The sequence below is a fragment of the Streptomyces rubrogriseus genome, from assembly GCF_027947575.1.
GTDB classification, from domain to species: Bacteria; Actinomycetota; Actinomycetes; order Streptomycetales; family Streptomycetaceae; genus Streptomyces; species Streptomyces rubrogriseus.
In genome coordinates this window covers 3,317,503-3,342,876 of sequence record NZ_CP116256.1, presented here as the reverse complement: position 1 = coordinate 3,342,876, position 25,374 = coordinate 3,317,503, and the positions used below count along the sequence as shown (strand labels likewise).

The 25,374-nt window shown below is 72.2% G+C and carries 9 protein-coding genes and 1 pseudogene; 5 read left to right on the top strand and 5 right to left on the bottom strand.

Annotated features, from left to right (window positions below; genetic code table 11):
• Positions 1-48 precede the first annotated feature (48 nt).
• A complete protein-coding gene (gene panD / locus Sru02f_RS15205) occupies positions 49-468 on the bottom strand; it encodes an aspartate 1-decarboxylase (RefSeq protein ID WP_109030558.1) in 420 nt (139 codons plus the stop codon).
• Positions 469-690: 222 nt separating this feature from the next.
• On the opposite strand from panD, the gene Sru02f_RS15200 reads away from it, so the two are divergent.
• Positions 691-1,113: a VOC family protein gene (locus Sru02f_RS15200; protein WP_109030557.1), complete on the top strand. Its 423-nt coding sequence runs from the start codon at positions 691-693 to the stop codon at positions 1,111-1,113.
• 59 nt (positions 1,114-1,172) lie between these two features.
• On the opposite strand, the gene Sru02f_RS15195 is transcribed toward Sru02f_RS15200, so the two are convergent.
• Positions 1,173-1,559 carry a nuclear transport factor 2 family protein gene (locus tag Sru02f_RS15195; protein ID WP_109030556.1) on the bottom strand — a complete coding sequence of 129 codons (387 nt, stop codon included), beginning with the start codon at positions 1,557-1,559 and terminating at the stop codon, positions 1,173-1,175.
• Positions 1,560-1,657: 98 nt separating this feature from the next.
• Here Sru02f_RS15195 and Sru02f_RS15190 point away from each other — a divergent pair, with 98 nt between their 5' ends.
• Positions 1,658-2,242: a TetR/AcrR family transcriptional regulator gene (locus tag Sru02f_RS15190; protein ID WP_109030555.1), complete on the top strand. Its 585-nt coding sequence runs from the start codon at positions 1,658-1,660 to the stop codon at positions 2,240-2,242.
• Between the two features lie 61 nt (positions 2,243-2,303).
• Here Sru02f_RS15190 and Sru02f_RS15185 read toward each other — a convergent pair whose 3' ends face one another.
• On the bottom strand, positions 2,304-2,756 hold the full coding sequence (locus Sru02f_RS15185) for a hypothetical protein (protein ID WP_244941766.1): 453 nt from the start codon (positions 2,754-2,756) through the stop codon (positions 2,304-2,306).
• A 517-nt stretch (positions 2,757-3,273) separates the two neighbouring features.
• Between Sru02f_RS15185 and Sru02f_RS15180 the strand changes: the two genes are divergently transcribed.
• Positions 3,274-4,185 carry an MBL fold metallo-hydrolase gene (locus tag Sru02f_RS15180; protein ID WP_109030553.1) on the top strand — a complete coding sequence of 304 codons (912 nt, stop codon included), beginning with the start codon at positions 3,274-3,276 and terminating at the stop codon, positions 4,183-4,185.
• Between the two features lie 162 nt (positions 4,186-4,347).
• Here the strand turns inward: Sru02f_RS15180 and Sru02f_RS15175 are convergent.
• Positions 4,348-4,872 (bottom strand): annotated as a pseudogene (locus Sru02f_RS15175) (PTS transporter subunit IIC); the annotation flags it as partial.
• Between the two features lie 193 nt (positions 4,873-5,065).
• Between Sru02f_RS15175 and Sru02f_RS15170 the strand changes: the two are divergent.
• Complete coding sequence (locus Sru02f_RS15170) at positions 5,066-6,028, top strand: ricin-type beta-trefoil lectin domain protein (RefSeq protein WP_109030552.1); 963 nt, start codon at positions 5,066-5,068, stop codon at positions 6,026-6,028.
• Positions 6,029-6,087: 59 nt separating this feature from the next.
• Positions 6,088-6,423 (top strand): YbaB/EbfC family nucleoid-associated protein, encoded by a 336-nt coding sequence (locus Sru02f_RS15165; RefSeq protein ID WP_159107506.1) that lies wholly within the window; start codon positions 6,088-6,090, stop codon positions 6,421-6,423.
• A gap of 103 nt (positions 6,424-6,526) precedes the next feature.
• Here the strand turns inward: Sru02f_RS15165 and Sru02f_RS15160 are convergent, their stop codons facing one another.
• Complete coding sequence (locus Sru02f_RS15160) at positions 6,527-25,279, bottom strand: hypothetical protein (RefSeq protein WP_109030550.1); 18,753 nt, start codon at positions 25,277-25,279, stop codon at positions 6,527-6,529.
• Between the last annotated feature and the right edge of the window lie 95 nt (positions 25,280-25,374).

Here is a 25,374-nt window from a genome sequence, read left to right as displayed (position 1 = left end):
CACACGCTCCTCGTCCCCGCGGGGTCAGCAGGTCAGTACACCGGTACGTCAGGCCGACACGGCCTGAGGGCTGCGTTCCTGGTCCGAGCCCGGTACCGGCTCCGACGCGTCGGCGCCCAGGCCGACGATACGGTTGTCCCCGTCCACGTGCACGACCCGGGGCCGCAGCGACCGCGCCTCGGCGTCGGTGACCTGGGCGTAGCTGATGAGGATCACCAGGTCACCGGGGTGCACGAGGTGGGCCGCGGCCCCGTTGATCCCGATCACCCCGGACCCGCGCTCCCCCTCGATGACGTACGTCTCCAGCCGGGCCCCGTTGGTGATGTCCACGATGTGCACCAGCTCACCGGGCAGCAGATCGGCGGCGTCCAGCAGGTCGGCGTCGATGGTCACCGAGCCGACGTAGTGCAGGTCGGCCTGGGTGACGGTGGCGCGGTGGATCTTGGACTTGAACATTGTACGGAACATCGGGGTACTCCCAAAGGTAGGCTCCCTGCCTGCGTACTTGCAGGTCAAGGGCTGTGCCGACAGCCTACAACGAGCCGCGTGCCCGGACAGCTGTTCCCCGGGCTCTTCAGGACTGACGCTGCCCCCTCACGGACCCGCCGCGGCGTCGGCGACGTCATCGTGCACCTGCCCTGAGCAGCAGGCTGCCCCCGGTCCCAGCGGCCGGACTACAGTGGGCGCACCATGGCGGATCTCTTGGGAATCAACCATCTGACGCTGGCCACGGCCGACCTCGACCGGCTCGTGGGGTACTACACGGAACTGCTCGGAGCAGCGCTCGCGTTCGAGCGCGCCGCGACCGGTTCCGATCCTCGGATCGCAGTCGTCGACGTCGGCGGGGACGACCACCTGATGATCGTCGAAACCGATACCGCCCCCACCACCGACCTCGATCCGCTCGGCAACGCGGGATGGGGGCTTCGCGTGGGCACCTACGCGCGGCTGTGCGAGGTTCGCGATCGAATCCTGGATTCGGGGTGGCCGGTCGGCCCGATCACGACACTTCCCACACAGTGGACGATGACGGCTCGCGATCCCGATGGACGCCCCGTGGACGTCCGGGCGCATCGCCCACGCACCGCGCCACCGTCGCGAACCACTGACTGAAGACTGCCCCGACTCGCGGGACGCGTCCCGACTCGGGTCCCAGCCCCGGCCGGGAGTCGTCAGACGAAGAAGGCGTTCATCCCGGGTACGTCGGAGAGATAGGTCTCGATACTCGCGATCTTTCCGTCGCGGAGCCGGCAGACGGTGGCCAGGTGTTCGTCCAGGACCGCATCCTCCCGGCGGGCCGTGTTGTGCAGGGAGAGCGCCAGGTTCTCCCTGCTGACCAGGAGGTGCAGCAGCTTGAAGTCGAGGCCGTACGAGGCGATTTGCTGAGCGCGCTCCACCACCGCGTCGGCGCCGTCGGCCGTGCCTGAGATGGCGTTGTCGCCGGGCAGGGACCAGGTGGCGTCGTCGTGCAGCAGGGCTCGGATGCCGCTCCAGTCGGCCGAGACGAGGGCCTGATGGAAGGTGCGCCCGAGGGCGAGGGCGGCTTCGTTGCTGGACATGGTGTTCCCTTCGTAGCGTTAAAGCGATGACTTCCGCTTTAGCGTGACTGTAGGCTCACCGGCGTTTAACGCGCAACTCTTTGCTTTAGAGTGGAGGGGTGAACACTGACGCACCGACGAAGCGGCCCGGCGGCCGCAGCGCCCGCGTTCGTGCCGCCGTACACGGCGCCGCGATCGCGCTGGTTGCCGAACGCGGCGCCGATCAGGTGACCCTCCCGGCCGTGGCCGAGCGCGCGGGGGTCAACTCCAGTACCGTCTACCGGCGCTGGGGGACACTCGCCGCACTCCTGGCCGACGTCGCCCAGCACCGCGGCGAGTCAGGCGCACCCCCGCTCGTCGGAGACCTGCGCACCGACCTGGAGAACCAGGCGGCCTGGACGCTGGCCGAACTCTCCCGGCCCGGCGGCATCGCGTTCTTCCGCGCCGAGGTCGCGCCGGACGTCGACGATCGGCACGAGGGACTGCGTGAGTGTCTGCGCAGGGTCGGCGAGCGCTTCCGCCCGGTACTCGACACAGCACGGGAGCGGGGCGACACACCCCCGCCCCCGTCCCTGGAGCAGGTGCTGGACCGAATCGTCGCGCCGCTCTACTTCCGGGTGGTCTTCTCGATTCCGGGCACGGACGAGGCGTACGTCCGCGAACTTGTCGGGGCGTTCGTCGGGGAACCCGGACCTGGGGCCTGACCTGAAGCTCGGCCGCGGCCCTCTCTTCGATGCCGACGTCCAGCAGCCCGCCTTGGTGCCGCTATGCGTACGAGTCGACGTTGATCGAGTAACCGGCACCGGTGCTGAGGTCGGGGCGGCTTCCATGGCCCTCTTGCGCGAGCTCCGCGAGCAGTTCGGCGGTGAGGAAGACGATCCGCAGGTTCATGGTCTTCTTCACGAAGCTCAGGACGTCGGGCGCGGCGTCGGGGTCTGGGCTCCATCCGTCCTGTCGCGCGGCCGTCCGGTAATGCGCTGCCACGTCGGCCCGCGTGCCGGGGAAGGCGTATGTCCGCTCGGCGTACACCGTGGCGTCGCCGCTGTCGGACCAGCAACCGGCGTCGACCTCTTCGAAGCCCCGGGCGACGGTGGCCCCGTCGGGCCGGGAGTCAAGGATGTGGAGCGCCGCCAGCTCCTCGACCCGGGCGTCGGTCCCCTCGCAGTCCTGGGCGAGGTCCATCAGCGTGCAGCCGGTGAGCGCCGAGGCCGCCAGCACGGTCGCCAGGAGAAGGGATACGGGCCGGGTGTGAGCTGTTCGCAAGGCCAAAGCGGGCTCCAGGGTGTAGTCCGGGCAGCGGACGGGCCGTGGTCGGACGAAGGGGTCTTCGGGGCGACTCCGAGGGCCCACCGCCCGGTTCTACCAGAGGCCGCCATCCACGGCGTCGTGGTCCACCACGGGCGGCGGTCTGCCTGGGTATCCGGCGGCCTTCCACGCCGTGGACGACGTCGATCAGTACCCGAAGGCCGTCCACGCGGCACTCACCCGAGACGCCGGACGTCTGAGCGACTGGTCACCCTGTCACGCCCCGAGGCCGTGCCGTTCCCTGACGGCCATACTCACGGCGACCACGTGGTCACGATGCGAGGCCGCGGAGGTGACTTCCCCACGATCGTGTGGGTTGTGTGAAGGACCGTCACAAGCGCTGCTCTTGAACTGTCACGGAGAGAGTAGGGCCGCAGTGGCCTCGTCACTTCGTCGTGACTTCTGTCGACGCTTGCCAAAGGACGATCACATGAACCAGATCAACGTCGCACGCCCGGACGCAATGAGGGACGAGGCAGTTCCGTCGCGCTACGCGCTCAAGGTCGGCGACATCGATGTAACAGTGTTCAGCGACGGGGTGCTGTCGATCAACCCTGCGACGCTGGCCACCAATGCCGACAAAGCCAAGCTGTCGGCCTGGCTCCGTGACAACTTCCTCCCGCCCGAGGTGATCGACTACCCGCTGAACGTGTCCGTGGTCCGCAGTGGGGACCGAACCATCCTCATCGACTCCGGGCTGGGTACGGAGTTCCCGGGCTTCCCCCGGGCAGGGCAGTTGGCGATGCGGTTGGACGCCGCCGGGATCGATCCCGCGTCCGTGACCGACGTGGTGCTCACCCACTTGCACATGGACCACATCGGGGGACTGCTCGTCGAGGGCCTGAGGGGCCGTCTGCGCAAGGACCTCCGGGTCCACTTGGCCGCCGCCGAAGCCGAGTTCTGGCAGGCGCCCGACTTCTCCCGCACCGCCATGCCGGCGCCGGTGCCCGAGACGCTCGTAACGACCGCCGCGCGGTTCCTGGATGTCTACCGCGGCCAGTTGCACCCCTTCGAGACCGAGTTCGAGGTGGCGCCCGGAGTTCTGGTTGAGCGCACCGGCGGTCACACTCCCGGTCACAGCATCGTCCGTCTGGAGTCGGGTGGGGAGCGGCTGACCTTCGCCGGTGACGCTGTGTTCCAGTGCGGGTTCGATCAGCCCGGCTGGTACAACGGTTTCGAACACGACCCCGAGGAGTCGGCACGGGTCCGGATGCGTCTGCTGAATGAAATGGCGGCGAGCGGCGAGCACCTGATGGCCAGCCATCTCCCGTTCCCGTCCGTCTGCCACGTGGCGGCCGCCGGCAATGCCTTCCGCTTCGTGCCGACGGTCTGGGACTACTGAGTCTCGACATCGCTGCCGGTTCCGTCGGCCTCAGGGCCTGGGCGGGGCGGGGCGGATGCGGGCAGGCTGCGCGGACAACGCAGTCTGCCCGCGCAGCTCGGACCGTGCCCCGATCACCACGCCGACACGGCACGCAGCCCACGGGCGTCCACCAACGACCGCTCAGGGAGCGGGCGGTGGTGTGGGAGCGCCGCGCGGCGGGGTGATCGTCGCGTACGTCGCCACCCCCGCCGCCTGTGCGGGAACGACTGTGTCCGCTTCCGCGGGCGCTGCGGTGACGCCACCGCCCGGATTCCAGCCAGGGTCGACGACCTTCGTCTGCATGATCCAGGCACCGGCCAGGATGAGCAGACCGAAGATCAGCAGGCCGATCAGACCCACGGTTCCGTCGAGCTTGCCGATGCTGCCGAGCACGGCACCGAACCAGCCGAAGTCGGCGTCGCCGAAAGTCGTGTTGGCCTCTCCGAACGAGCCGAGCGCCTTGAGCAGGATCGCCGGCAGGAACGTGATCAGCAGACCGTTGAGAAGGGAGCCGAACGCGGCGCCTCGGCGTCCGCCGGTGGCGTTGCCGTAGACATCGGCCGCGCCGCCGGTGAGGAAGTGCGGCACGAGGCCGGGCAGCACCAGGGCCAGTCCGAAGGCCGGGTTGAACACCCAGACGAGGGCCGCCAGGCCCGTCAGGTCGCCGGGGCGTCCAGGGCCGGCTTGGCGTCGGGCACAACACTGGGTGAACACTGTTGTGATCGCCGGTCAGGGAGGGACCGAAGACACCATCACACCGTGTGCGTCGTACGGCGCTCGAACGCTAAGCTACGCTGCGACAGTCGGCTCATCATCTTTCCATGACCGCTCCGTGGTTTCCGAGTTCACAGGAGACTGAGTGCCTCCCCAATCCAACTCGCAGGACCCTTCGCTCCTGGACGGGGCCTCCTCGCGCTTCGCCGATGCGTTCGTCCGGCGCACGACGAAGTCCTCACAAGGCACCAACCCACGCCCCCGGCCATGGAAGTGGCTGGTCGCCGCAGGCGCCCTCACCGCGGTAGCGGTCCTGGTCGTCTTCGCCGTCGCCAACCTCCCGTCGGACTCGTCCGACTCGGCCGACAAGAAGAAGACCGCGGCGGCCGACGTCGTCTCACCGGCCGCCTCGGCTCGCGCACCGCACAACACCGCTTCGGCGCGGGGCAAGTCGGATGGTGGCAGGGCTGTCGCGCCCGGCACCGGCGGTTCGGGCGGCGGTTCGGGCGGCGGCTCCCACGGCCTGCCGGTCACGAAGGAATCCGGTGGCATCGGTGGCGACGTCGCGGACCCGCCGGGAGCCGCGCACCCCCCGTCGGCCCCGGCAGGCACCGGTCCCGCCTCCGGACCGGGTTCGGCCTCGGGCGCATCCAACGGTGGTTCGTCCTCGGGCGATTCGCCCGGCACGACCACGCAGGACAGCACCCAGCGGGTTCAGTCGGACGCGGCGCCGGGCGTCTCCGTATACAGCCACGACAGCGGTCGCTGCATCTCCGCGCCGGCCGCCAAGGACGGCACCCGCCTGCAGATCTGGGACTGTGACGGCAGCTCCTCCCAGAAGGTCGACTTCCGTTCCGACGGCACGGCTCGGATGTACGGCCTCTGCATGGACCTGGCGGGCGCCTCCGACGGCAGCGGCACCCCCGTCCAGCTCGCCCGGTGCAACGGCGGCTGGGCCCAGAAGTTCAAGGTGAACAAGGCCCACGACCTGGTGAACACCGCGATCGGCAAGTGCGTCGACATCACCGACAAGCACACCGCCAACGGCACGAAACTCCAGCTCTGGACCTGCTACGGCACCGACAACCAGAAGTGGAGCAAGCGCTGACCCGACGCCGGGCCAGCGCCCCATCCCCGAACCGGCCCTTACACGATCGGAACGCAGACGTGAACCTCGACGGCGGCCCCGGCCTTGAGAAACTCCTCGACAACACCCGGCAGCTCCAGCAGGACCTGGCCCGTGCCCAGGAGGAGTTCAGCTCGGTGACCGTGCAGGGCACGGCAGGGGGCGGCGTGGTGAAGGCCACGGTCGACAGCAACGGTGTACTCACCGACCTTCGGATCACCCCGGCCGTGGCCGCCCCGGACAACGCCCAGGGCCTGGCCGACCTGGTCCTGGCCGCCGTACGGGAGGCCCAGCGGGCGCTGGCGGTGCGGCACGAGGAGCACTTCGTGCCGCTGCTGAAGTCACTCGACTCCCAGCTCGGGAACTTCCCCGGCTGATCGGCCGCGACCTCGCACGGCAGCGCGTCACCACGGCGCCGGGGCCACCTTGGACCTCCCACGGTCCGGGCGGCCCCGGCGTTTTCGCGCCGGGGGCCTTTCCTCAGACGACGTGCTTCAGGTTCCCGCCCAGCACCAGTTCGCAGAAGCGGGCCGCTCCGCCGCCTGCCTCGGCGGCCAGCAGCCGAGGGTCCGGCCTGATCACCCGCGCCTGCGGATCGAGGTCGATCGACTGCACGATGCCCTGTGCAGTCTGCGGCGCCCGGGTCACCTGAGCCGTGGACTGCTCCAACCAGCGGATCTCGCCCATGATGTTCATCGCCCACACCTGGTCGCCGGGGACCGCTCCCAGGACGAGCGAGCGTGAGCCGGGGCCCGCCTCCAGCAGCAGTCGTTCCAGTCGTGCCACCTCCTCGGTCACCGGCCCCTGCCACGTCCGCTTGGCCAGCGCGATGCGTTCGCGGTAGCCGAGCGGTCCGGTGGACGCCGTGTCCATGGGATCGGGGGACGCCTGTTCGGCCTGCCGCCGGTACCGGGTGGCCCGGGCCCCGGCCTGCTCGGCGAGTCGCCCGACGACCCGGCGGCGCGTCTCGTCCTTCGTGGTGGTCGCGTAGGCGCGGGCTCGGTCCGCCAGCCGGTCGAGCGCCCGCGCGCGAAGGGCGTGGTCGTCGGCGTCGATCCGCCCGTACTCGTTCAGCAACCGGTCGAGATCCGCCACCCGCGACAGCGACCGGAGGCCGGACGCCGCCGGATGCGTGGTCTGCTGACGGAACCGCTCCGGGTCCAGGAGATCGGCCTGCTCGACGCTCGCCGCCTCCTCGGTGAGCGCCGGTTCCGGGGTGAGCGCCGGTTCCGGGGTGAGCACCGATGCGTCGGCGGGCTCGGTCCCCTCTTCGGCCACCGGTACGTCGGTCGCGGTGTGATTCTCGGCCAACGGCAGGACGACCACGCGGCCCGGCTGCCCGACGGGGACGAGGTACATCCGCGATTCGTCCGCCGTCAGGCGGTACCGGGCCGGGTCGGCCGGCAGCACGGCCCGCAGTTCGTCCCGGTTCAGGACCCGGCCGATCCAGCCGTGGTCGCCCCGCAGCACGAACCCCTGCCCGTGCAGGAAGTCGTCCCCGAACCGCGTCCAGTCCCCCGTGAGTACGGAACCGTCCGGCAGCACCAGCGTGCCCGCGGTGCCCACTTCGTACCGGTACGACCGTGAGGCGTGCGGATACGGACGGCTGAAGGTACGGAACTCCTCCGTCGTCTTGCCGCCGCGTGGCGCGGGCCCGGTGAGCGCCTGCTCCTGCTCCCGCTCCAGCAGCCCGAATCGCGGCGCCATGAGCGTGATGCCACGCCCGGTCTCCCAGCCCTCGGCCCGCGGATCCAGGCCGTGCTCGCGAGAACCGCCCTGGAGGGCGGTGGTGACGACGGGGGCGTGCCGCTCGACGGTCCTCAGTGCGGCGAGGCCCGTCCGTTCGTTGTCCAGCAGCTCCGTCAAGGTCCGGACGTCGGGCCCGGTGAGCCGCTCGGCGGCGCGGGGCCGCAGCGTGCGCACGCCCCGCTCGATCTCCGCAGCGCTGCTGGACATGGTCCGTATGGCGGGATCCAGTTCGTCCAGCGCTTGCCCGACCCGTTCCGACACCTCTCGGTCGGAGAGAACGCGGACGGCTCTGCCCACCTGTGTGGCCAGCAACGCCAGGTCCGCGGCCTTGGTTTCCATCTCCGTCAGGGCCGCCTCGACGCTCACGTCGGCGAGCCCGGCCGCACGGTCGGCCAGCGAGTAGGGGACACCGAAGTTCGAGGCGACGTCCATCGTCTCGTGGAGCGTGTGATAGGCGAGCCTCTCCCGGTGGTCGTAGTGCAGGCGCCAGAAGGCGAAGATGCCCCACGCCTCCGCGGCGATCTCGTGCCGGGACGCCCCCGCCCATCGGGCCAGATTGAACATCCGCATGGCGGTGTTGGACTGTCCCGCCCACACCGGAATACGCAACTCGCGCGCCAGGACCGTGGACGGAGCGTGCTCGTCCCGCGTCGAGGGATGCCGCGTGCCGTCCCCGAGGACGTTCTGCGCGCGGTGCGCCGAGGAATGGGTGCGTCGGCCGGCCGCGTCGACGAGTACCGTGGCCTGCTGGTCGTGCAGGGTGTCCTCGGGCAGCTGGCCGCTGCCGTAGGTCTTCGGGTAGTGGGAACTCGCCTTGAAGTACTCCATGAGGTCGTGCAGGACCATCATCTTGTCGCGGAATCCGAACGCCGCGGGGTCGCGCAGGACGCCCGCCATGCCACCGCGGTCACCCACCGTCGTCGCCAGGTGCGTCAGCTCCTCCGGCAGGTTCCGCCTGTCGAAGTGCCTGAGGTAGGCGCCCAGTGGCGTGCCGTCGGCGTGCGAGACGCCCGCTTCCATCTCGGCGAGCATCCGCGGCCCGTCGCGAAGGCCCCGGACGTGCGTGTGGACGCGGGTCAGCAAGACGTCCAGGAGGGGTTCGACCCGTCCCTCGGACTGCACCCGGAGGGCGAGTTCCTTCTCCGCGTGCCGGTTGGGCTTCGCCGCGATCCACCCCATCACCCCGAGGGCCAGGTCGGAGTAGGTGTCGACCTTGATGTCCTGCCGCTTCGCACCGAAGTCCGGGTGCCCGCCGACACTCCTGCTCAGCAGATCGTGGTGGCCCCGGTGCCCGGTGGGCTCCACGATCAGGCGCGACAGTCTCCTGCGGATCCGGTCCCGGTCGGCCCGGAAGTCCTGCCACTCCCTCTCGTCGAACAGCTGTTGGCGGTACTCGTTCTCCAGGCGTCGCTCGATGTGCCTGACGACATCGGCGAGATGTTTGCGCTGCTCGCGCAGCACGTCGGCGGGGAGCGCGGCTATCTCGTCGCGGATCTCCTCGATCTCCTCGGCCGCGTCGAGGACCGGCCCCACGGGGCGGGAGCGCGTGCCGAACCAGCCCGAGACCCGGCTCCGGACCGATCGCCCCGTCTTCGGGGCGTTCGCCTCCTGGATCCGCCGGTCGAGCTGGGCACGGAGCTGCTCCAGGTCCCGTTCGAGGCCCTCCTGCAGATCTCGCGCCGTCTCCCAGAACTCCACGGTCAAGTCGTGGCCGCCGACGACGACCGCACCGCCGGGAAGTCTCTCCCGGCTGGTACCCAGCTGTTCGGAGAGGTCCGCCGCGAGGGCGCGGGCCGAGGACTCGTCGCCCTGCAGCAGCTCGGCCGCGACGGCGATGGTCGCCGCGCGGTACGTGTCCGCCGCCTCCCGCGCCTCCCGCTCGGCACCGACCACCACGGCCGGCGAACCCAGCACCTGCCCGGCCCGCTCCATGAGGGCCAGGAACCGCGGGGCCGGCAGCTCGCTCAGCTCTGCCGGGAGCAGGGGGTCGTCCCGGCCGGAGAGGTCTCCCAGTCCCACCTCCTCCATGCGGCGCTCGGCCGCGTCGAACCGGGTCAGGGCGCTGTCCAGCACCTGTGCGGGTGCGGCGGCGGAGTGCGGGTCGGCCGACGAACCGGCGCCGTCGATCCGCTCCTGGAAGGCGGCCCTGCGGGTGAACGCCTCGGCCAGACCCTGCGCCGCCGTGGCGAACTCCGCCATGGCGTCGAGCCGTTCGGCCGGTGCGCTGCGGGTGAGCGTGTCGCGCATGGCGGCGGCCCGCGCGAGGCGCACCCGCCGGAGCGCCCGCCGTCCGGCCGTGGCTTCCGTCACGGCGGTCGGGGCGGTGCGCGGCACTGCCGCGAGGTAGGCGTCGCCCCTTCGGTAGACGGTCACCTCGGGGAGGGGGCCGGCGGTGCCGTCGACGGCTCCGGGATACGACGTGTGGGTGCCGTTCTCCTCGACGACGGTCAGGTCGACGGCCAGGGTCCGTGCGGTCGCCCCGGCGGCCGCGGCCGCCGTCTCCGCGTCCCAGCCCCGCGCCGTGAGCAGGTTCCGGCGGACCAGTCCCCGGATCTCCTGCGGGGTCAGCCGCGAGCGCAGCGCCCGTGGCAGTCGCCCGCCGTCGGCGGACATCCGCTCACGGATCCGCTCCCGCAGGCCCGGCTCGTCCCGGAAGGCCCGGTCCAGTGCCGCGGCCACCTCCCTGGTGTGGAAGACGGCCCGCGGGTCGAGGCCGAGACCGTCCGGGATGTGCGAACTGCGGGCGACCTGTGCGGCCAGGCGCGCGGGGTCGCCGGTCCGGCTTCCTCCGGCCGCGAGGACTGCCGCGTAGAACCCGTTGCCGTCGCCCTCGGGCCGGTGCAGGTCGAAGAACACGCGTCGGCCGTCGGGCCCGGTGGCCGTGAGGCCGCGGTGATCGGACGCGGCGTCGAACCGTCGGTCCTGAAGCGATCCTCCGCCGTCCTGCCCTCGCTGCCAGGGCGCGGCGGAGTACGCGGGCCGCGTCTCGCCTTCCTGTTCGCCGGTCGCCGCCGCCGAGGACGGCTCCCTTTCCTGAGCCCTCACCTTCGGGGACTGCGTGTCCGGGGCCTGCGGCACGGCTGCCGAGGGCTTGCGGCTCGCCGGTTCCGGGGCCGCGTGTCTCGTGAAGACCGCCCGGGGCGGTGCCGGGCTGTCCTGGAGCTGGACGCGCCCCTGGGGGGTGGCGTTGAGCTGGTGCCAGTTCGTCAGGCGGTCGGTGGCCTCGCGTACCTCGGCGTAGGTGATCGCCAGACCCTCGGCGTGGGCCCGGAGTGCCTCCAGGTCCTCCTTGACCTCGTTCAGCCGCTGATCCGCCACCGCCCGGGCCACCTGGGCCCGGGCCAGCTCGATCCGCCGGTCGCGCACCTCGGCCCAGCCGTCGTGAGCGGGTTCGGCGAACGCGTCCTCCCGTTCCGCGGCGTCGAGGGCCGCGCGGGCGTCCTCGACGGACGGAGCGGGCAGCGGTTCGCCGCCGTTGAGTTCGGACACCGCGCGTTCGGCGGCGATCAGTGCCGTCTCGCGCTCGAAGCCGTCGCCGCGGCGCAGCTCCCAGTAGTCCTCGTCGGCGGTGATCCAGGCCTGCTCCGCGTCGGCCACCGCGTCCCAGGACGCGGACACCTCGGCCGGGAAGAGGGTGTCGTCGATCAGGCCGAGCTGCCGGGCGACGTCCTCGCGCACCCAGGCAAGCACCTTGGCCTCGGTCTCCACGGCCTGCGGCAGCCGCTGCGGGTTGCCGAAGGCACTGCGGACGAACCGGGCCGGGGCGCTGTCCTTGACGTGGTGCCGCACATGGGCGACGGACATCCACGTGGTGGGGATGGCGAACAGGAACGTCCGGGCCTTGTCCGGCTTGGTGTTCACGGAGGCGAGATGTTCGGCGGTCTGGCCCGAGGTCGCCGAGTCCAGCCCCTGAGCCCCCGAACCGCTGCCCATCTGGTTGGTGCCGAGTGCCGGGGAGGTGGTCGTCGGACCGGCGTGCAGGACGTGCTCGGCCGCGCCCGCCCGGTCGGCGGACGCTCCCGCGCCGTGCGTGCTGCGGTGGGCGTGCTCGAACTTCGCGCCGTCCGTGACGGTCAGCAGCCGCGCCCCGGACAGGTCCGGCTTGGAGTACAGGGTGAGGCTGCCGTCCGCGCCGCCCCAGAAGCCGCGGTCGGTGAGCCCGGCGACCTGGTAGCCGTCGGGCGTCAGCGTGTGCCCGTAGAACGCGGCCAGCGCGCCGTTGGACGTGCCGTCCTCCAGGCTCTGGGCCGGTCCGGACCCGGCCCGGGTCAGGGGCGTGTTCCGTGCCCGCGCCAGCAGGTCGGGGCCGAGCGGGCCGTGTTCGGGCACCGGCAGGGACGCGTCGTAGGCGGCGCCCAGCGCCAGCGTGCCGGCGGCGTGAAGCCCCTCCAGCCCGACGATGCCGCGTACGGAGAAGCCCTGCTCGGGCATCTCGAACGGTCTGGTCCGCGGGTCGCTGCCCGGGTGCGCGACGTCGTGCCAGCCGCCCGCGCCGAACGCCCGTGGCAGCTCGGCCCGGTGAGGTTGCGCGTGCTCGTCCAGCTCAGGCGGCGCCAGTGGATCAAAGCGGTCGGCTGTCGACGCTGCGGCGGCCTCCTCCTCGGTGAGCCGCGGATCGGGGCGCATCAGGCTCATCGGCAGGTGCTCGATGAGCTGTCCTACGTTCTGCTGGACGGAGATGCTGTGCTTGCGCCGCCCCGCCCACGCCCGCCACCAGTCGCCGGCCGCCTCCTGTGCCCGCTCCGCGCCGCCGTGCCGCGCCGGTTTCGGGGTGGCGGCTGCGGAGTCCGTGATCTCCAGGTCGAGCCTCAGCTCGTACTGCGTGGCGTACTCGCCGTGGGCCTGCGAGATCGCGACCGTCGAGATGTCGACGGTGCCCTCGCTCCGCGTCTGCGCGCGGGTCTGTGTCGAGGAGCCGGTCTGGGTGTAGGAGGGCCCCGCCATGGGGACCGAGGTGTCGCCGGTGCGGGCGCCCTCGGTCACGGCCATGCCGATCGTCCGGCCCGTGCTGCGCCCCTCGGCGCGCTGGACGGACTCCACGGCGTGGCGGGCCTCTTCCAGCTCCACACCGTGGCCGAGGCCGCCGAAGTCGTCGCGGGTGGTGGGCACGGGCACGAGCTGGGCCCGCAACCGCACCTGCCGGTGGCCGACCCAGGTCTCGGCCCACTCCGCACCCCAGCGGCCGATGCGGGCGGGCACGGAGGCGCCGGTGCCGCCGCTCATCTCCTTGCCCATGGCCCGCATCACGCGTCCGGAGACGAGCCGGCGCAGTTGCTCCCGGTCCTGTGTGGTGAGCCCGAGCGGCGCCAGTTGCTCCTCGAACCGCTTCAGTGCCGCCGCCGTGTTGAGCGGGTTGACCGGCCAGCCGCCGAACGCCCCGCGCAGCCAGGGGAACGGCGACCACGAACGCTGCTTGTAGAGGGGCACGTCACCGAAGGCGTCCTCGAGGGCTCCGAGCCGGTGGGCGTGCTTCTCGGGGACATGGACCAGGAGGCCGTCGGGGACCACGACCCTGCTCCCCGCGGCCGAGGCCAGGGACGTCGGCAGGTGGGGGACGCGGTGCGCCCAGGTGCCCAGCCGGTCGGAGGCGGCCGCGAACTCGTGCAGGAGCGAGGCGGCCACCAGGACGTGGCGGCCGCCGTCCCTGCGGGTGACCTCGGTCACCGCGGAGCGCTGCACCGTGAGCGACGCGGACAGGTCCCGCCGGTAGGGGCTGACGAGCAGGCCGTAGGTGCCGGTGACGCCCGTTCCCGCGTCGTGGGTCCGGCGGAAGCCCAGCTGGCCGCCGAGGAACAGGGTGCTGGTGCGGGCGCTGCGGCCGGACGCCTGAAGGGTGCCGCCGACGACGGAGTCGGAGTTGATCGTCTCCGCCCGGGTCAGCGCGGTCAGGCCCGGCAGGACGGTCGTGCGGTGGGCGAGCCACGTCGAACGGTTCAGGTACGGTGCCGCCGCCCACAGCTCCGGTGCCCGCCAGCCCATGGGGGTGTCGGCCTGGTCGTGGTTGGCCCGCAGCGTCTTGCTGTCGGTGAGCTGGATCGCCGCGTCGTGGACCGGGGCGCCCTTGCGGCCGGCCGTCCAGGAACGCCCGGTGGCCTTGTCGAGCGTCGTCTCCAGTGCCCGCGTCACCTCGGGGCCGGACGTGACGGAGACCGTCTGGTGCGGATGCGGTGCCAGCACGGAGGCCTCCCGGCCGGCCGCGTCCTCCAGCGCCCTGCCCGTCCCCAACGCCAGGTCGAGGGCCTCTTGCCGGGTCATCTCCGGCGCCGTCTCGGGGACGTTCTGCGTCGCGGGGACGTTCTGTGTCCGCGGGCCGGATGCGGTCCGTGCCGTGGGGGCGGACGTGACGGCCGGAGTGTGCTCGACCGGCACGCTCAGCAGCACCCTGCCCAGACCCGCCGCCTCCGTGCCCGGCCGGGGGGTGAACAGGGGGCTCTCCGGCTCGCCGAACACGAACGGCTGGGTGCCCAGCACGTTGAGGAGCACCAGGCCCCGCATCCACCGGCGGGGACGGGAGTAACCGCCGCGCTTGGCGTCGAGGCGCAGGTCGTAGCTGTAGAGGTGGGAGCCGCCGGTGTTGTACGACATCTGCTCGTTGGCCGCGGACATGCCGTAACCGCTCTCGGATTCGGTGCGCCCACCCGCGCGTACACCGGCTGAGAGGGTGCCCGTCTGGAGGACGCCGCCCACTTCGCCGGGGGTGGTGTCGCTCAGCGAGAGCAGGCCCTCCACCCCCGCCTGGCCGCCGCGGGAACCGCTGCGCTGGCCGCCGACGACCTCGGTGCCGGGAGCGCTGAAGCGCACCCGCAGGTCCTGCTGGTCCCCCTCGTAGCGCCGTCCGGTCAGCTTGGCGTCGATCCACACGTAGCGGTGGCCGCGGGAGAGCGGGGCCGACTCCACCAGGTCGATGCGGAGCCCGGTGGTCAGCATCGTCTCGACGTTCGTGGCCAGGCTGTGGTGGGCGAGCTGGTTGTAGATCTCCAGGGTGTTGTTGAGCACCGTCTTGAAGTGGTCGGCGCCGCGCCAGCGGGGGTTGTCCGGGTTCAGCTCGCGCAGGGGGGCGACCAGGTCCGGATAGGCCCTGCCGACCTCCTTGAGCACGGCGTCGGCGAAGTGTTCGGGGAACGTCACCGTTCTGCCGTCGACGACCCTGCTGACACTTCCGTCGGTGAACGTGAACTCCTCGACCCGGCTCATGCCGAGCGTCGCCGGATCGTTCTCCGTCAGGTAGCGCGGCGCCGGGGGTTCCGGCGTCGTCCGCTCGGGCGTCTTGTCCAGCCCCGCCAGCCGGCGCGCCTCGGTGCGGGTGATCCGTTCGATGGCGTAGGTGTCGAAGACCCGGGTGGCCGGTTCCTCGCTCCAGTTCCGCGGCGAGTGTTTGCGCAGCCTGCCGGGACGGCCTCCCTCGCCCGGCCCGGACCTGAGCGGCGCGGCCCGCTTGTTCGGCGGGGCGGTCACCGTGATCCTCTTGTGCACCAGGTACAGGCCGGTGTCGGTGGTCTTGGCCTGCCCGGCGATCTTCAGGGCGGCGGTCCCGCCCGAGACGGTGCCGCGGTTGCGCGCGGCGGCGTAGCGGGCGGTCAGTCCCGCCTGCGCCCGCAGGTTGAGCGCCCCGCCGCCCAGCTCGAACAGCTGGAAGGCGGGACCGAGCACGGCGCCGACGTCGACGGCCCGCACCTTGCCGACCTGCCGTTCGTTGCGCGAGGTGCTCTGCGTGATGTCGCGCAGCTCCGCCGCCTTGGTCTCGCTGATCAGGACCGCTTCGCCGGACTCGACCCGCACGGAGAACGCGCCGAGCGGGTCGGCGCCGTGCGTGCCGCCGAGGAGCGGCGGGGTGAACACGGGGCCGGAGTTCAGCGCGCGGGACATCGCGTGGAAGCCGCTGCTGGAGAAGAACGCGCCGATCCGCTCCGCGGCCACGGTGCCCGGGCCCACACCGGCCTGCTCGACCACCCAGTCGTGGATGTGGCCCACGGGGCCGAAGTCCTCGGTGATCACCAGCCGGTAGCGGGCCTCGCCCGTCATGGTCATGCGTTCCGGCAGCTCGCCCGCGGGCGGTGCGCCGCTGGTCATCGAGTCGGGGATGCGCACCGTGAGGCCGTCGCGCACGGCGAAGCCGAACCCGGCCGCCTGCCGGTTCGGGTCCCCTTCGGTGATCGCCTCGCCGTTCAGGTCGACGGGCCGGCCGCGCCGGTCCTGGACCGAGAACTCGTACCAGACGTCGTCGACATGGAGGTTCGAGGTGTCCGAGGCGCGGGATTCGGTCTGGTTGATCACCTGGCGCTGCTGGTTGTACTTCACCTGCTTGCCGAAGTTGACCTGCGCGTGCAGCCGGGCCCACGGTGACAGGAACGACTTGAGAGGGCCGAGGGGCACACTCGGGGACAGGCCGAAGGAGGTGCCGTTGGCCTTGACCTGTCCACCGGTCGTGGTCGACCGGCGCATGACGTCGTTCTTGACCGGGTTGGCGAAGCCGAAGGTGAACCGTTCCCAGGTGCCGTAGGGCCGGGCGGTGACCCGCAGGACGCGGGTCCTGCCGTTCGCCGTCCGGTAGCCGAACGTCTTGCCGTCGCCGAAGAACCCACGTGTGTCGTCGCGCAGGGCGCGGCTCACCTGCTCCAACAGGAGGGGGGCGCCCTGCTTCTGTCCCCTGGGCGGCGCGGGACGGGTACTCTCCCGGGTCGCCAGCTCCCGGCCCAGTTCGGCCACGACCTGGTCGATGCCGCGCAGTCGGGGGTTGCTCTGGCCGAAGGCGAACGAGCGGCGTACGACGTCCGGCGGCAGTTCCGTCAGCCGGGTGCCGACGCCCTCGGCCATCTGAACGGGCAGCCGGGTGCCGTCGCTGAACCTCACCGGGCCCGTGGTCGTCGGCGCGGGCGGCAGCTCGCGGTCGAGGCGCGGCGGCCGGCGCTCTTCCAGGTCCACGCCGATGGTCGCGGGACGGGTCGTGGCCGCGAGGGTCTCGGTGACGGCGTCCGGAGTCTCGTCCACCTCGGGGACGGTCTCCAACGGCGCGGAGCCGAGCAGGCGTTCCGGGGTCCCGGCCGAGGCGGTGCCCACCGCGCCGTGCCCGTCCGTCTTGGCACCACCTGGCCTGAGGTCGCTCCCCAGTCCCGCGATGTGCCGCGCGGTCCTCTCCACCCGCGCCCGGAAGTCCAGGTGCGCGAAGGCGTCCCCGCCCGATCCCAGCTCCCGGTATGCCTCGACGGCCCGCTCGGCGTCGACGGGCTCGTGCCCGAGCCGTGTCAGCCTCCGGTTGACCCGCTGGGCCAGGTCCGCGTCCAGACCCAGCACGCGGGAGACGCCGGGTCCGGCGTACCACCGGCCGAGTCCGGCGTGCCGCTCCCCGGTGAGGGTCATGACGAACTGCGCGAAGGAGTCGGCGTTCATCAGCGAACGCCTTCCCATGGCGTACCAGTTGTGCTGCTTCGCCGGGAGGACCGACTCGTCCGCCCCGGTGTAGGTCATCGGATCGCGGGCCTGCCTGTTCTCCGGCCTGGGGGCGCCGAGAGCATCCTCGACCCGCTCCATCTCGTAGCTGCTGTACTGGTAGTCGTCCGTTCCGGCGTACCGGTGCGTGGCCTCGTGGACGAGGGTCCACGCCAGGTCCCAGTCCTTGTCGTTCGCCTTGGTGAGGTGAATGGGGCCCTTGCGTGCGAAGACTGGTGCGATCTCGTCGCGCTTCATCCGGTGGGGGTCCAGGAGACGGCCGGTCACGTCCCGGGCGGCGGGATCGACCCAGCCCACCGCGCCGGCCTTCTCCGCCAGCGCCGCGGCCAGGTGGTACGAGGTCCTGCCCACCAGGGTGACGGTCGCCGTGCCGGAGTCGAGCCCGGCGGCCACCCGCTCCAGCACCTCGGTGAGGTGGGCGAGGAGGGGTGCGGCCTCCTGCGGTGTCGTCCGCTGGAACAGCGGGAAGCTGCTCGTCAGCGCGTCGAGCAGCGCCCCCCGGGGAGCGCCGTCCGTGGCGCGCAGCTCCCGCAGGGCCAGTTCGACCCGCCGCTTGGCGTCGGGCAGCACCCGGCGCACCGTGTTGGCCCAGCGGTCGGGCGCCGCGATCTCACCGAGCGTCGTGATGTTGACGTTTCCGCTGCCGTAGGCGCGGTCCGTCACCTCGTCGAACTGGTCGCCGTGCTCCCGGTGGCCGGGCCCGAGCCCCAGTTGCTCCGAGGTGGCGGTACGGGACGGGTTGCGGACGTCCCGCCACAGGCCACTGCCCTGCTGCCCGGTGTGGGTGTGCGGCAGGGCCGTACGGTCGTACCTCCACACGGTGACCGGGACATGGAAATTCTCAGTGGCCGTCGGGCCGACGGCCTGCGGCGGCTGCTGCGACACCGGGGCCCGCCGGTCCGTGTCGGCCCGGCCGCCGTCCCGGGCCAGCCGGGCGGCCAGTTCACGGGCTGCCTCGGGACCGTTGCGGTGCAACTCCCGGCCGATGTCGGCCAGTTCCCGAAGTCGCTCCCGCTGCCGCACGCCGGGGACCCAGGGTCCCTCGGACTGCCTGATGCGGAAGGCCTCGCGCGTCGCGTCCAGCGGCAGTCCGTGCAGCAGGGGCTCGTCCTCGTAGGCCTCCCGCAGGGCCTGGTCGAGGGTCACCCGTTCCCGGTCGGCCTCCAGTAGGCGGCCCGAACTCGCCGAGCCCTGGACGAACTCCGGGTCCTCGTCCACCTGGTCCTGTGCGACACCCTTGCCCTTGCCGACGACCCTGGTGTAGTCCGTCCGCGGCTCCTGCGGCTGCTGCTGCTCGAAGTCGTCGCGCGAACCTCCCGGACGAGCGGTGTGGGGCAGACCCGCGAGGTGGTTGGCGACCGCTTCCGCGCGGAAGACGCTGTTGCCCCGCGAGAAGGCCGTTCCACGCGAGGTTTCGAGGCTGCGGTGGGTCTGGTGCACTCGCCAGGCCGACACCCCTTCCCTGCCCATGCCGGTGAGCAGGTCGTTGACCGAGTGGACGAAGAGATCGTCCACGTCGGGGTTCCGGGGCCCGCCGTAGAGGGTGTCGGCGATCCGGTCCGCCCGACCGGCCGGCGGCCCGTTGCGGACGGCGTCGTCCAGCCCGTCGTAGGCGTCCCGGACCCGGAGATCGAAGAACGCGTCCTCCCTGACGCCCCGGGGCAGCCGGTTCTGGACCTGCCTGCCCAGTTCCGTCTGCTCGTCGTGCGGCAGCCGTTGCCAGGCGCTGGCGCGGGTCACGGCGGTGGTCTCCTCACGCAGGCCCTTGATCCAGTCTTCCAGCCGGGGGGTGACCAGAGCGTCGAGGATGCTGCGGACCAGCGGGAGGAACCTCTCGACCTGTTTGCGGTCCTTCTCCAGGCGAGTCCTGGCGTGGTATTCCGCCTCTCCGGTGAGGCGCAGGTCGCCGCGCTCCGCCGCGAACCGGTCGGCCAGACCCCGTAGGACGGTGAAGTCCTGCGCCCGGCCCAGCCGGTCGATCTCGCGCCCGATCTGCCCGCGCACCGAGGTCGCGAGGTCGGAGACGGTCTTCGCCACCGTGCCCTGCGGCTTGGCGCCCAGGGCGCGGTTGATCTCGATGTTCACAGTGGACAGGGCGCTGTTCAGCTCTGTGCGCGCCTTGCGCTGGTAGGACGCGGCCGTCGTCCGCGGGTGCTCCGGGGCCGACTCGCCGCGCAACTGTTCGATCCAGTCCTGGCCGGGCCGGTTGACGAACTGGTCGACCATCCGTTCGGCGTGGTCGCGTCGCGTCGTGACCGCCGCCTTGGTCTTCTCCGTGGTGGCCCACGAGGCGGCCTCGGCGGCGGCGCGCGCGACCTGTTCCTCCAGGTCGGTCTTCAGCGCTGCCCGCCCGTTCGAGAACGTGTCCGCGAGGCCGCGCAGTTCGTCGAACGTCGTGGGCGCGCCGAGCCGGTCGATCTCGCCCTGGATGTGCGCGGCGATACGGTCGTGCAGTGCGCGCAGCATCTGGGTGTCCGGGCCTTGGGGTCGCACGCCCTCGATGTTGCGGAGCGCCTGCGGCAGGTCCCAGTCGTGCAGTTCGCTGTGGACCAGGCTCTGGTAGGCGGTCTTCGTGTACGTCAGCTCGTGGCCCGGTTCCGTGTGCACCGCGCGGCTGCGGACGCGGGCCAGGGTCGTCGTGGTGTCCGTCGCGCCCGTGTGGGTCTCCTGGCTGACGATCTCCCAGCCGTCCCTGCCGTACGCCATCACGTTGGCGACCTCGAACAGCTCCCCTTCCGCGACGCCGCCGTAGTACTCGCCCGCGCCGTACCAGTCCGTCGGCCGCTGCTCCCTGCGGAACACCACCGGGGCAGGCATCTTGGTGTCCGGGGACTGGTAGTGCCACACCGTGATCCGGCCCTCCCGCGTCGAGGGCGTGACGGCGTAGGCGCAGCCGTTCATCGTCGGCGTCAGCACCAGGCGGGGGTCCGACAGGCCGGGGTGTGCCAGGACGTCCGCGTGACCGACGTTCTCCGCGTAGTCCTCCGAGCCGCGCGTCAGGTAGGGCACGAAGACGGCGTTCACGTACTCGCCCTCGGGTCTCGGGGCGGGCAGGACCGTGTCCTCGTGGAAGGAGAAGCGGTCGGTGCCGTAGTGCCCGACGTACCACTCGACCGCCGGGGCCAGCGCGAACACCGCCTTCCCCGCGGTGTCCACGCCCCGCTGGGACAGTACGAAGCGGTGCTCCGACAGGTGCCCCGCGTGGCCCGGCAGAATCGACAGGGCGTTGATGAAGTCGTCCAGGTCCTTCGGTCCCAGACCCGGGGCGTGCGTCTCGAGACCGGTCTTCATGTCCAGGGACAGCACGTGCGTTCCGAGGAACGACTTGGGGTCGGCGCTCAGGTGCGCCTCCGGATGTGCGAAGTGCGCCTGCGCAGCGGTCTGCGTCGTGCCCGGAGGATCTGCGGGCTGACCGGCGGTCGAGGTCGCCGCCGGCTCGGAGCTGCCGCCGAACAGGCCCGTCCGGTCGCCGTGCTCGGACAGCCGTCCGGCCAGGTCCCAGGCGGCTTCGACACCGTGCAGGTGCAGCTCGCGGCCGATCCGGCCCAGGTGGTGCAGACGGGTGAGCCGCTCCGCCCCGGCGACGGCGGGATCGGTGTGCTCCTGGATGCGGAAGGCGTCGCGCAGTTCGCCCGGGGTCAGGTCGCGCAGCAGTGGGTCCTGCGCCTGCAGCTCGCGCAGGGCCCGGTCCTGGTCGAAGCCGTCCACCGGCTCCCCGGTGCGCTCCTGCGGGTCGGCGTCCCGGCCGCGGTCCACGGCTTTGCCCTTGTCCACCGTGCGCGCTGCCGTGGTCTCGGCCCGGTCCTGCCGGGGCGTACCCAGGATGTGGTCGGCGATGGCCTCCACCTGCGCGGGGACCGACAGGGACGTGAACCCCTCGCCGGTCTCCGACGCCAGCTGCCACGCCGCGTCGCCGACCTCCTCGTAGGTCACCGGCCGGCCTGCCCTCGCACCCAGCTCGTCGTTGACCGCCTCGGTCAGACGCTCGCTTTCGGTCACGAACTCCGCTACGACCGAAGCCCGTTCGGCGAGCGTCGACCGCGGGGTGAGGATGCCGACGTTCAGCAGATCCTCGTGGGCCCGGTGGAGCCGGCCCGACGGGAGGTCCTCGATGCCGCGCTCCGCCAGCACGCCCCGGATGGTCTTCGCCAGCTCGGCCGGGTCGACGGACGGGACCGCGTGGTGCGGGACCGCCGTCGGCCTGCCGAAGCCCTCGTCCAAGGGCCGTGGCTCGTCCTGGCGCAATGCCTGCGCCGGCTGCTGCGCTCGGTGCTGCCGCTCCGAGGTGTGGGCGCTCACGTCGGGTGTGCGGACCGCGGTTCCGGGCGCGCCGGCCGCATCCCGGTCCAGGGTGACCTGTGCCGGCGCTGCCTGGTCCCGCGTACCGAGTGGTTGCGGGGCGGCGTCGGTCTGCGTCGGCGGCTCGGTCCGGGTGCGTGGTGGGGCCTGCGCCTCCAGCCGCGTGTGTACGGGTGCGGATGGCTCGGTCTGTGGCTGCGCGGACACCTGCGTGTGCGCGGCCGGGTCCGGCCGCGGGGGCGCCGGTGTCCGCGAGGGCGCGGGAGCCGGTGCCTCGGAGGCCGCGTCGTGTGCGGGGGTGGATGTCCGGTGCCCGGGGGCGGCGTCGCCGTCCATGGAGACGGGCCGGTCCGGGGTGCCCGGGCGGGCGGCCGGGTGTCCCTCGCCGGACGGGGCCGAAGCCGCGCGCCAGTCCTGGAAGACCGGGTAGGACCAGCTCCGCAGCTCGGGCATGAAGTCGCCGTCGCGCAGGTCGTCGAGGCGGGCCTGGAAGCCGTCCTCGGCGCGCGACTCGTGCGACAGCCAGGCCGAGGTCCGGTGCCCCTCGGGGGCGAAAAGTTCGTCGTACCGGGTGGCGCGCTCCGTGCGGAAGTCGTTGCCCAGCCTGCCGAGGGTGTCCTCGTGCAGGGGGAAGGCCTCGGTGCTGCCGGGGTGGCCCGCGATCTCGTGGAAGGCGTGGGCGGCCTCGCCGACGACGGCCTGGAGGTCGCCCTCGTGCCGGATGCGGTCGGGCAGCGAGGTACGCAGGTCGTCACGGGCGCCGGACCACTCCGCGGCGGTCTCCCCGGCCCTCGCCGGGCCGTCCAGCCGCTCGTCGAAGTGCCGCTGGGCGGTGGCCCGTACGGCGTCGAGGTACTCGGCGACCACGCGCTCGCGGCCGCCCTCGCCGAAGCGCCCGAGGAAGTCCTCGCCCAACTGGGACAGGTGGTTCTGCGCGAAGGCGGTCTCCTCGGCCACTCGGCCCCGGACGAAGTGCTCCTTGGCGATGCGGCCGGGGAGTTCGTCGATCGCCCGGCTCGTCCTCAGGTCCCACAGCGCGCGGGCGCCGGCTCCGTCGCCGTGGCGGAACACGAGGTCGTGGTCGGTGCGCAGGTCGTACTCGAAGTCCTGGCGCACCTTGGCCACGAAGTCCTCGGACAGCGCGTCGCGGCCCCGCGAGTTCCACCGGACGACGTCGTCGAACTGCTCGCCGGTCGCGGTCCGGATGTCCCGTTCCCGGGATGCGATGGCCCCGATGTCGTCGAACACGCCCTCCACGAGGGTGTCGATCTCACGGCCCGTGCGGGCGGGCAGTTCCCCGCCGGTCTCCCCGTGGTGCAGGTACCGGTCGAGGATCCCGTCGAGCTGGGCCTCCTTGGCGAGGTAGTACTGCTCCAGCACGTTGTAGTCGTGCGACCGGTCACGGAAGGGGTCGCCGGGCGCGGCGGTGCCGTCGTCGGGGTGGCCGTACAGCTTGCTGTCGTCCTTGACGAATCGGTTGAGGTCCTTGTCGAAGACGGATTTCGTGGGCGCGTGCTGAAAGTCCGGCAGCAGTTCCCCGTCACCGAACCGGTTCGCCTTGTAGGAGTCGATCCGTTCCTTGACGACAGCGGCGAACCTCTCCTTCTGGTCGGCGCGCACGATGTAGTTGTGGGCGCTCGCCTTGGCGTCGTGGACGATGCGGTCGAACGCCTCGGAGGAGACGCGTCCCGTGCTCTCGACCTCGGCCCGGAACTGCTGGGTGATGTCATGGCGCCATTGCCAGTGGGCGTTGCGCATCTGGTGCCCGTCCCGGGCGACGCGCGTACCGCCGAACACGTTGTTGTCGGCGAACGTGTCGTACGCCTTGTTCCACGAGGCGGTGAGTTCCTCCCCGCGGAACTCCAGCCGGGCCTCGGCCTCGACGACGGGCAGGGTCCGCTCGTTGTGCTCCTGCCGATAGGTGTGCCACTGCCGCTCGGGCGTCGCGCCGCCGTCGGGAGCGGGGGTGTGCGGACTCTGGGGGCCGGGCGTGTCCTGTGCGGCAGGGTCGCGGCGCGCGGGCACGGCGGCGGCCTCGTGGCCGGGCTCGACCGGACGCGCGCCGCGGTGCGGGGCTCCCTGGGGTGCGTCGTGGACCGTGGTGCCCCCGCCCGCGGCACTCTCGGCGAGGGGGGCCTGGAGGTTGCCCGGGTGCGAGGTGACGGTGTTGCGCGGGGTCGTCTCCCCCGAGCCCGGGGCGTGTGACGTCGCGGTGGGGGTGTTCTGTTCGCCCCGGGGACTGTTCGTGCGTGGCACGCCGCCGGGGCCCGCGGGGGTGGTCTCGCGCACCGCTCCGGCGCCGCCGTGCGGGCTCGGGGAGACCCCCGGGGCGTCCGGGAGGCCGGCGCTGCGCGGACCGTCCAGGAAGGCGTGCGGCGTCTGGGGGGTGGAGGGACTACTGCGTACGGGGGCGGGCGGGGTGCCGCTGCCGGTGGCGAGGTCGTTGCCCGCGGTGTGGGGAAGCTGGTTGCCCGGCCGGGGAGTGACCGGCGCGTTCGGTGCCGTGGCGGCGGGCGTGCTTCCGCCGCCACGGACCTCCCCCGGCCGCGGGGTGACCGGCGCGTTCGGTCCTGTGACGGCAGGCGTGCTCCCGTCGGTACGGACCTCCCCCGGCCGCACCGCGGTCGGCGCCGTCGGACCCGACACCGCCGGGGACGTCCCCTCGGGGTGGACCTGACCGGGCCGGACGGTGTGGGGCGGCTGTCCGCCGCCCGCGGTCCGGTCCGCGGAGGGGGCGGGGAGGGGGTGTGGTGCCGGGGAGTCCGTCCGGGCCGTGCCGGGGGTCCGAGTGCCCGGCCGCTCCTGCCCGGGGCGCACGGTGCCCGGTAGCGGGGTGGTGGTGCCGGGTGCACCGGCGTTCGGTCCGGGCGCGGCGCTTACGGGGTTGGTGACGCCGGCGCCGGTGGGCGGTGCGTGGTTGGTCTGGACGACCGAGTTCGGGAAGGGGGCGAGGTCTCCCACGTGCGGCAGCCCGACGTTCGGGATGTTGTTGCCCGCGTGCGGCACGGAGAGGCTGGACGCCTTGCTGGGGCTGGGGGCGGGGCCGGGGGTGGAGACGTTCGGCAGGCCCTTGCCGCCCGCGGCGGTGTTCGGGCCCTTGAGGATGTCGACTCCGCCCATCCCCCAGCCCGTCCACACGCCCAGGCCCATGTTGATGCCCTCGGACTCCCAGTCGATGTGCATGGGCCCGTGCCCCGCCTTGGAGCCCAGCCATCCCGCGAACAGGTCGGTGCCGAGGGTCACGCCCGCGTTGAGCACCGAGTCCGCCGTGAACGCCGCCGCCCGTCCGACGTTCGCGGCCGCGGCGGCGATCCGGGAGATGCTGGAGGCGATGCTCTGCACCAGTTGGCCCACGAGCGAGGTGAGCCGCGCCAGGACGGCGCCGATGCCGAACGAGGCGACGCCGAGGACCATGCCGAAGATCGTGGTCAGCGCTCCGATGAGGGCCGCGCGGTTGATCTCGTCGATGGCCTTCTGCAACTCGTCGGCGTAGTTGATGATCGCCTGCCCGATCTCGACCGCCACCGTGCCCGCCTCCAGCAGCGCGTGCCGGATGTTGTGGTCGGCGACACCGTTCCAGACGAGTTCCGCCGCGTGGCCCGCCTTGCCCGTCCAGCCTCCGGCCATGGAACTCACGGCGCCGTCCATGACCCCGACGGCTTCCTGCAGCATCTCGCCGGTGGAGATCCACAGTTGGCCGAGTTCTCGGATGTGCGCGTCGTCGTAGTGGACTGGCATGGTGTGTCCTCACAAGCGGGGGCCGGGGCGGAAGACCGCGGTCCGGTCAAGAGGTTCGCGTGTCGGTCTCGGTGGTGCGCGGAGCCGTCGGCCCC

Excerpts from the sequence above, each read along its gene's own strand:
- Sru02f_RS15160 (WP_109030550.1), bottom strand. The coding sequence starts at position 25,279 with ATGCCAGTCCACTACGACGACGCGCACATCCGAGAACTCGGCCAACTG.
- Sru02f_RS15180 (WP_109030553.1), top strand. The coding sequence starts at position 3,274 with ATGAACCAGATCAACGTCGCACGCCCGGACGCAATGAGGGACGAGGCA.
- panD (WP_109030558.1), bottom strand. The coding sequence starts at position 468 with ATGTTCCGTACAATGTTCAAGTCCAAGATCCACCGCGCCACCGTCACC.
- Sru02f_RS15200 (WP_109030557.1), top strand. The coding sequence starts at position 691 with ATGGCGGATCTCTTGGGAATCAACCATCTGACGCTGGCCACGGCCGAC.
- Sru02f_RS15195 (WP_109030556.1), bottom strand. The coding sequence starts at position 1,559 with ATGTCCAGCAACGAAGCCGCCCTCGCCCTCGGGCGCACCTTCCATCAG.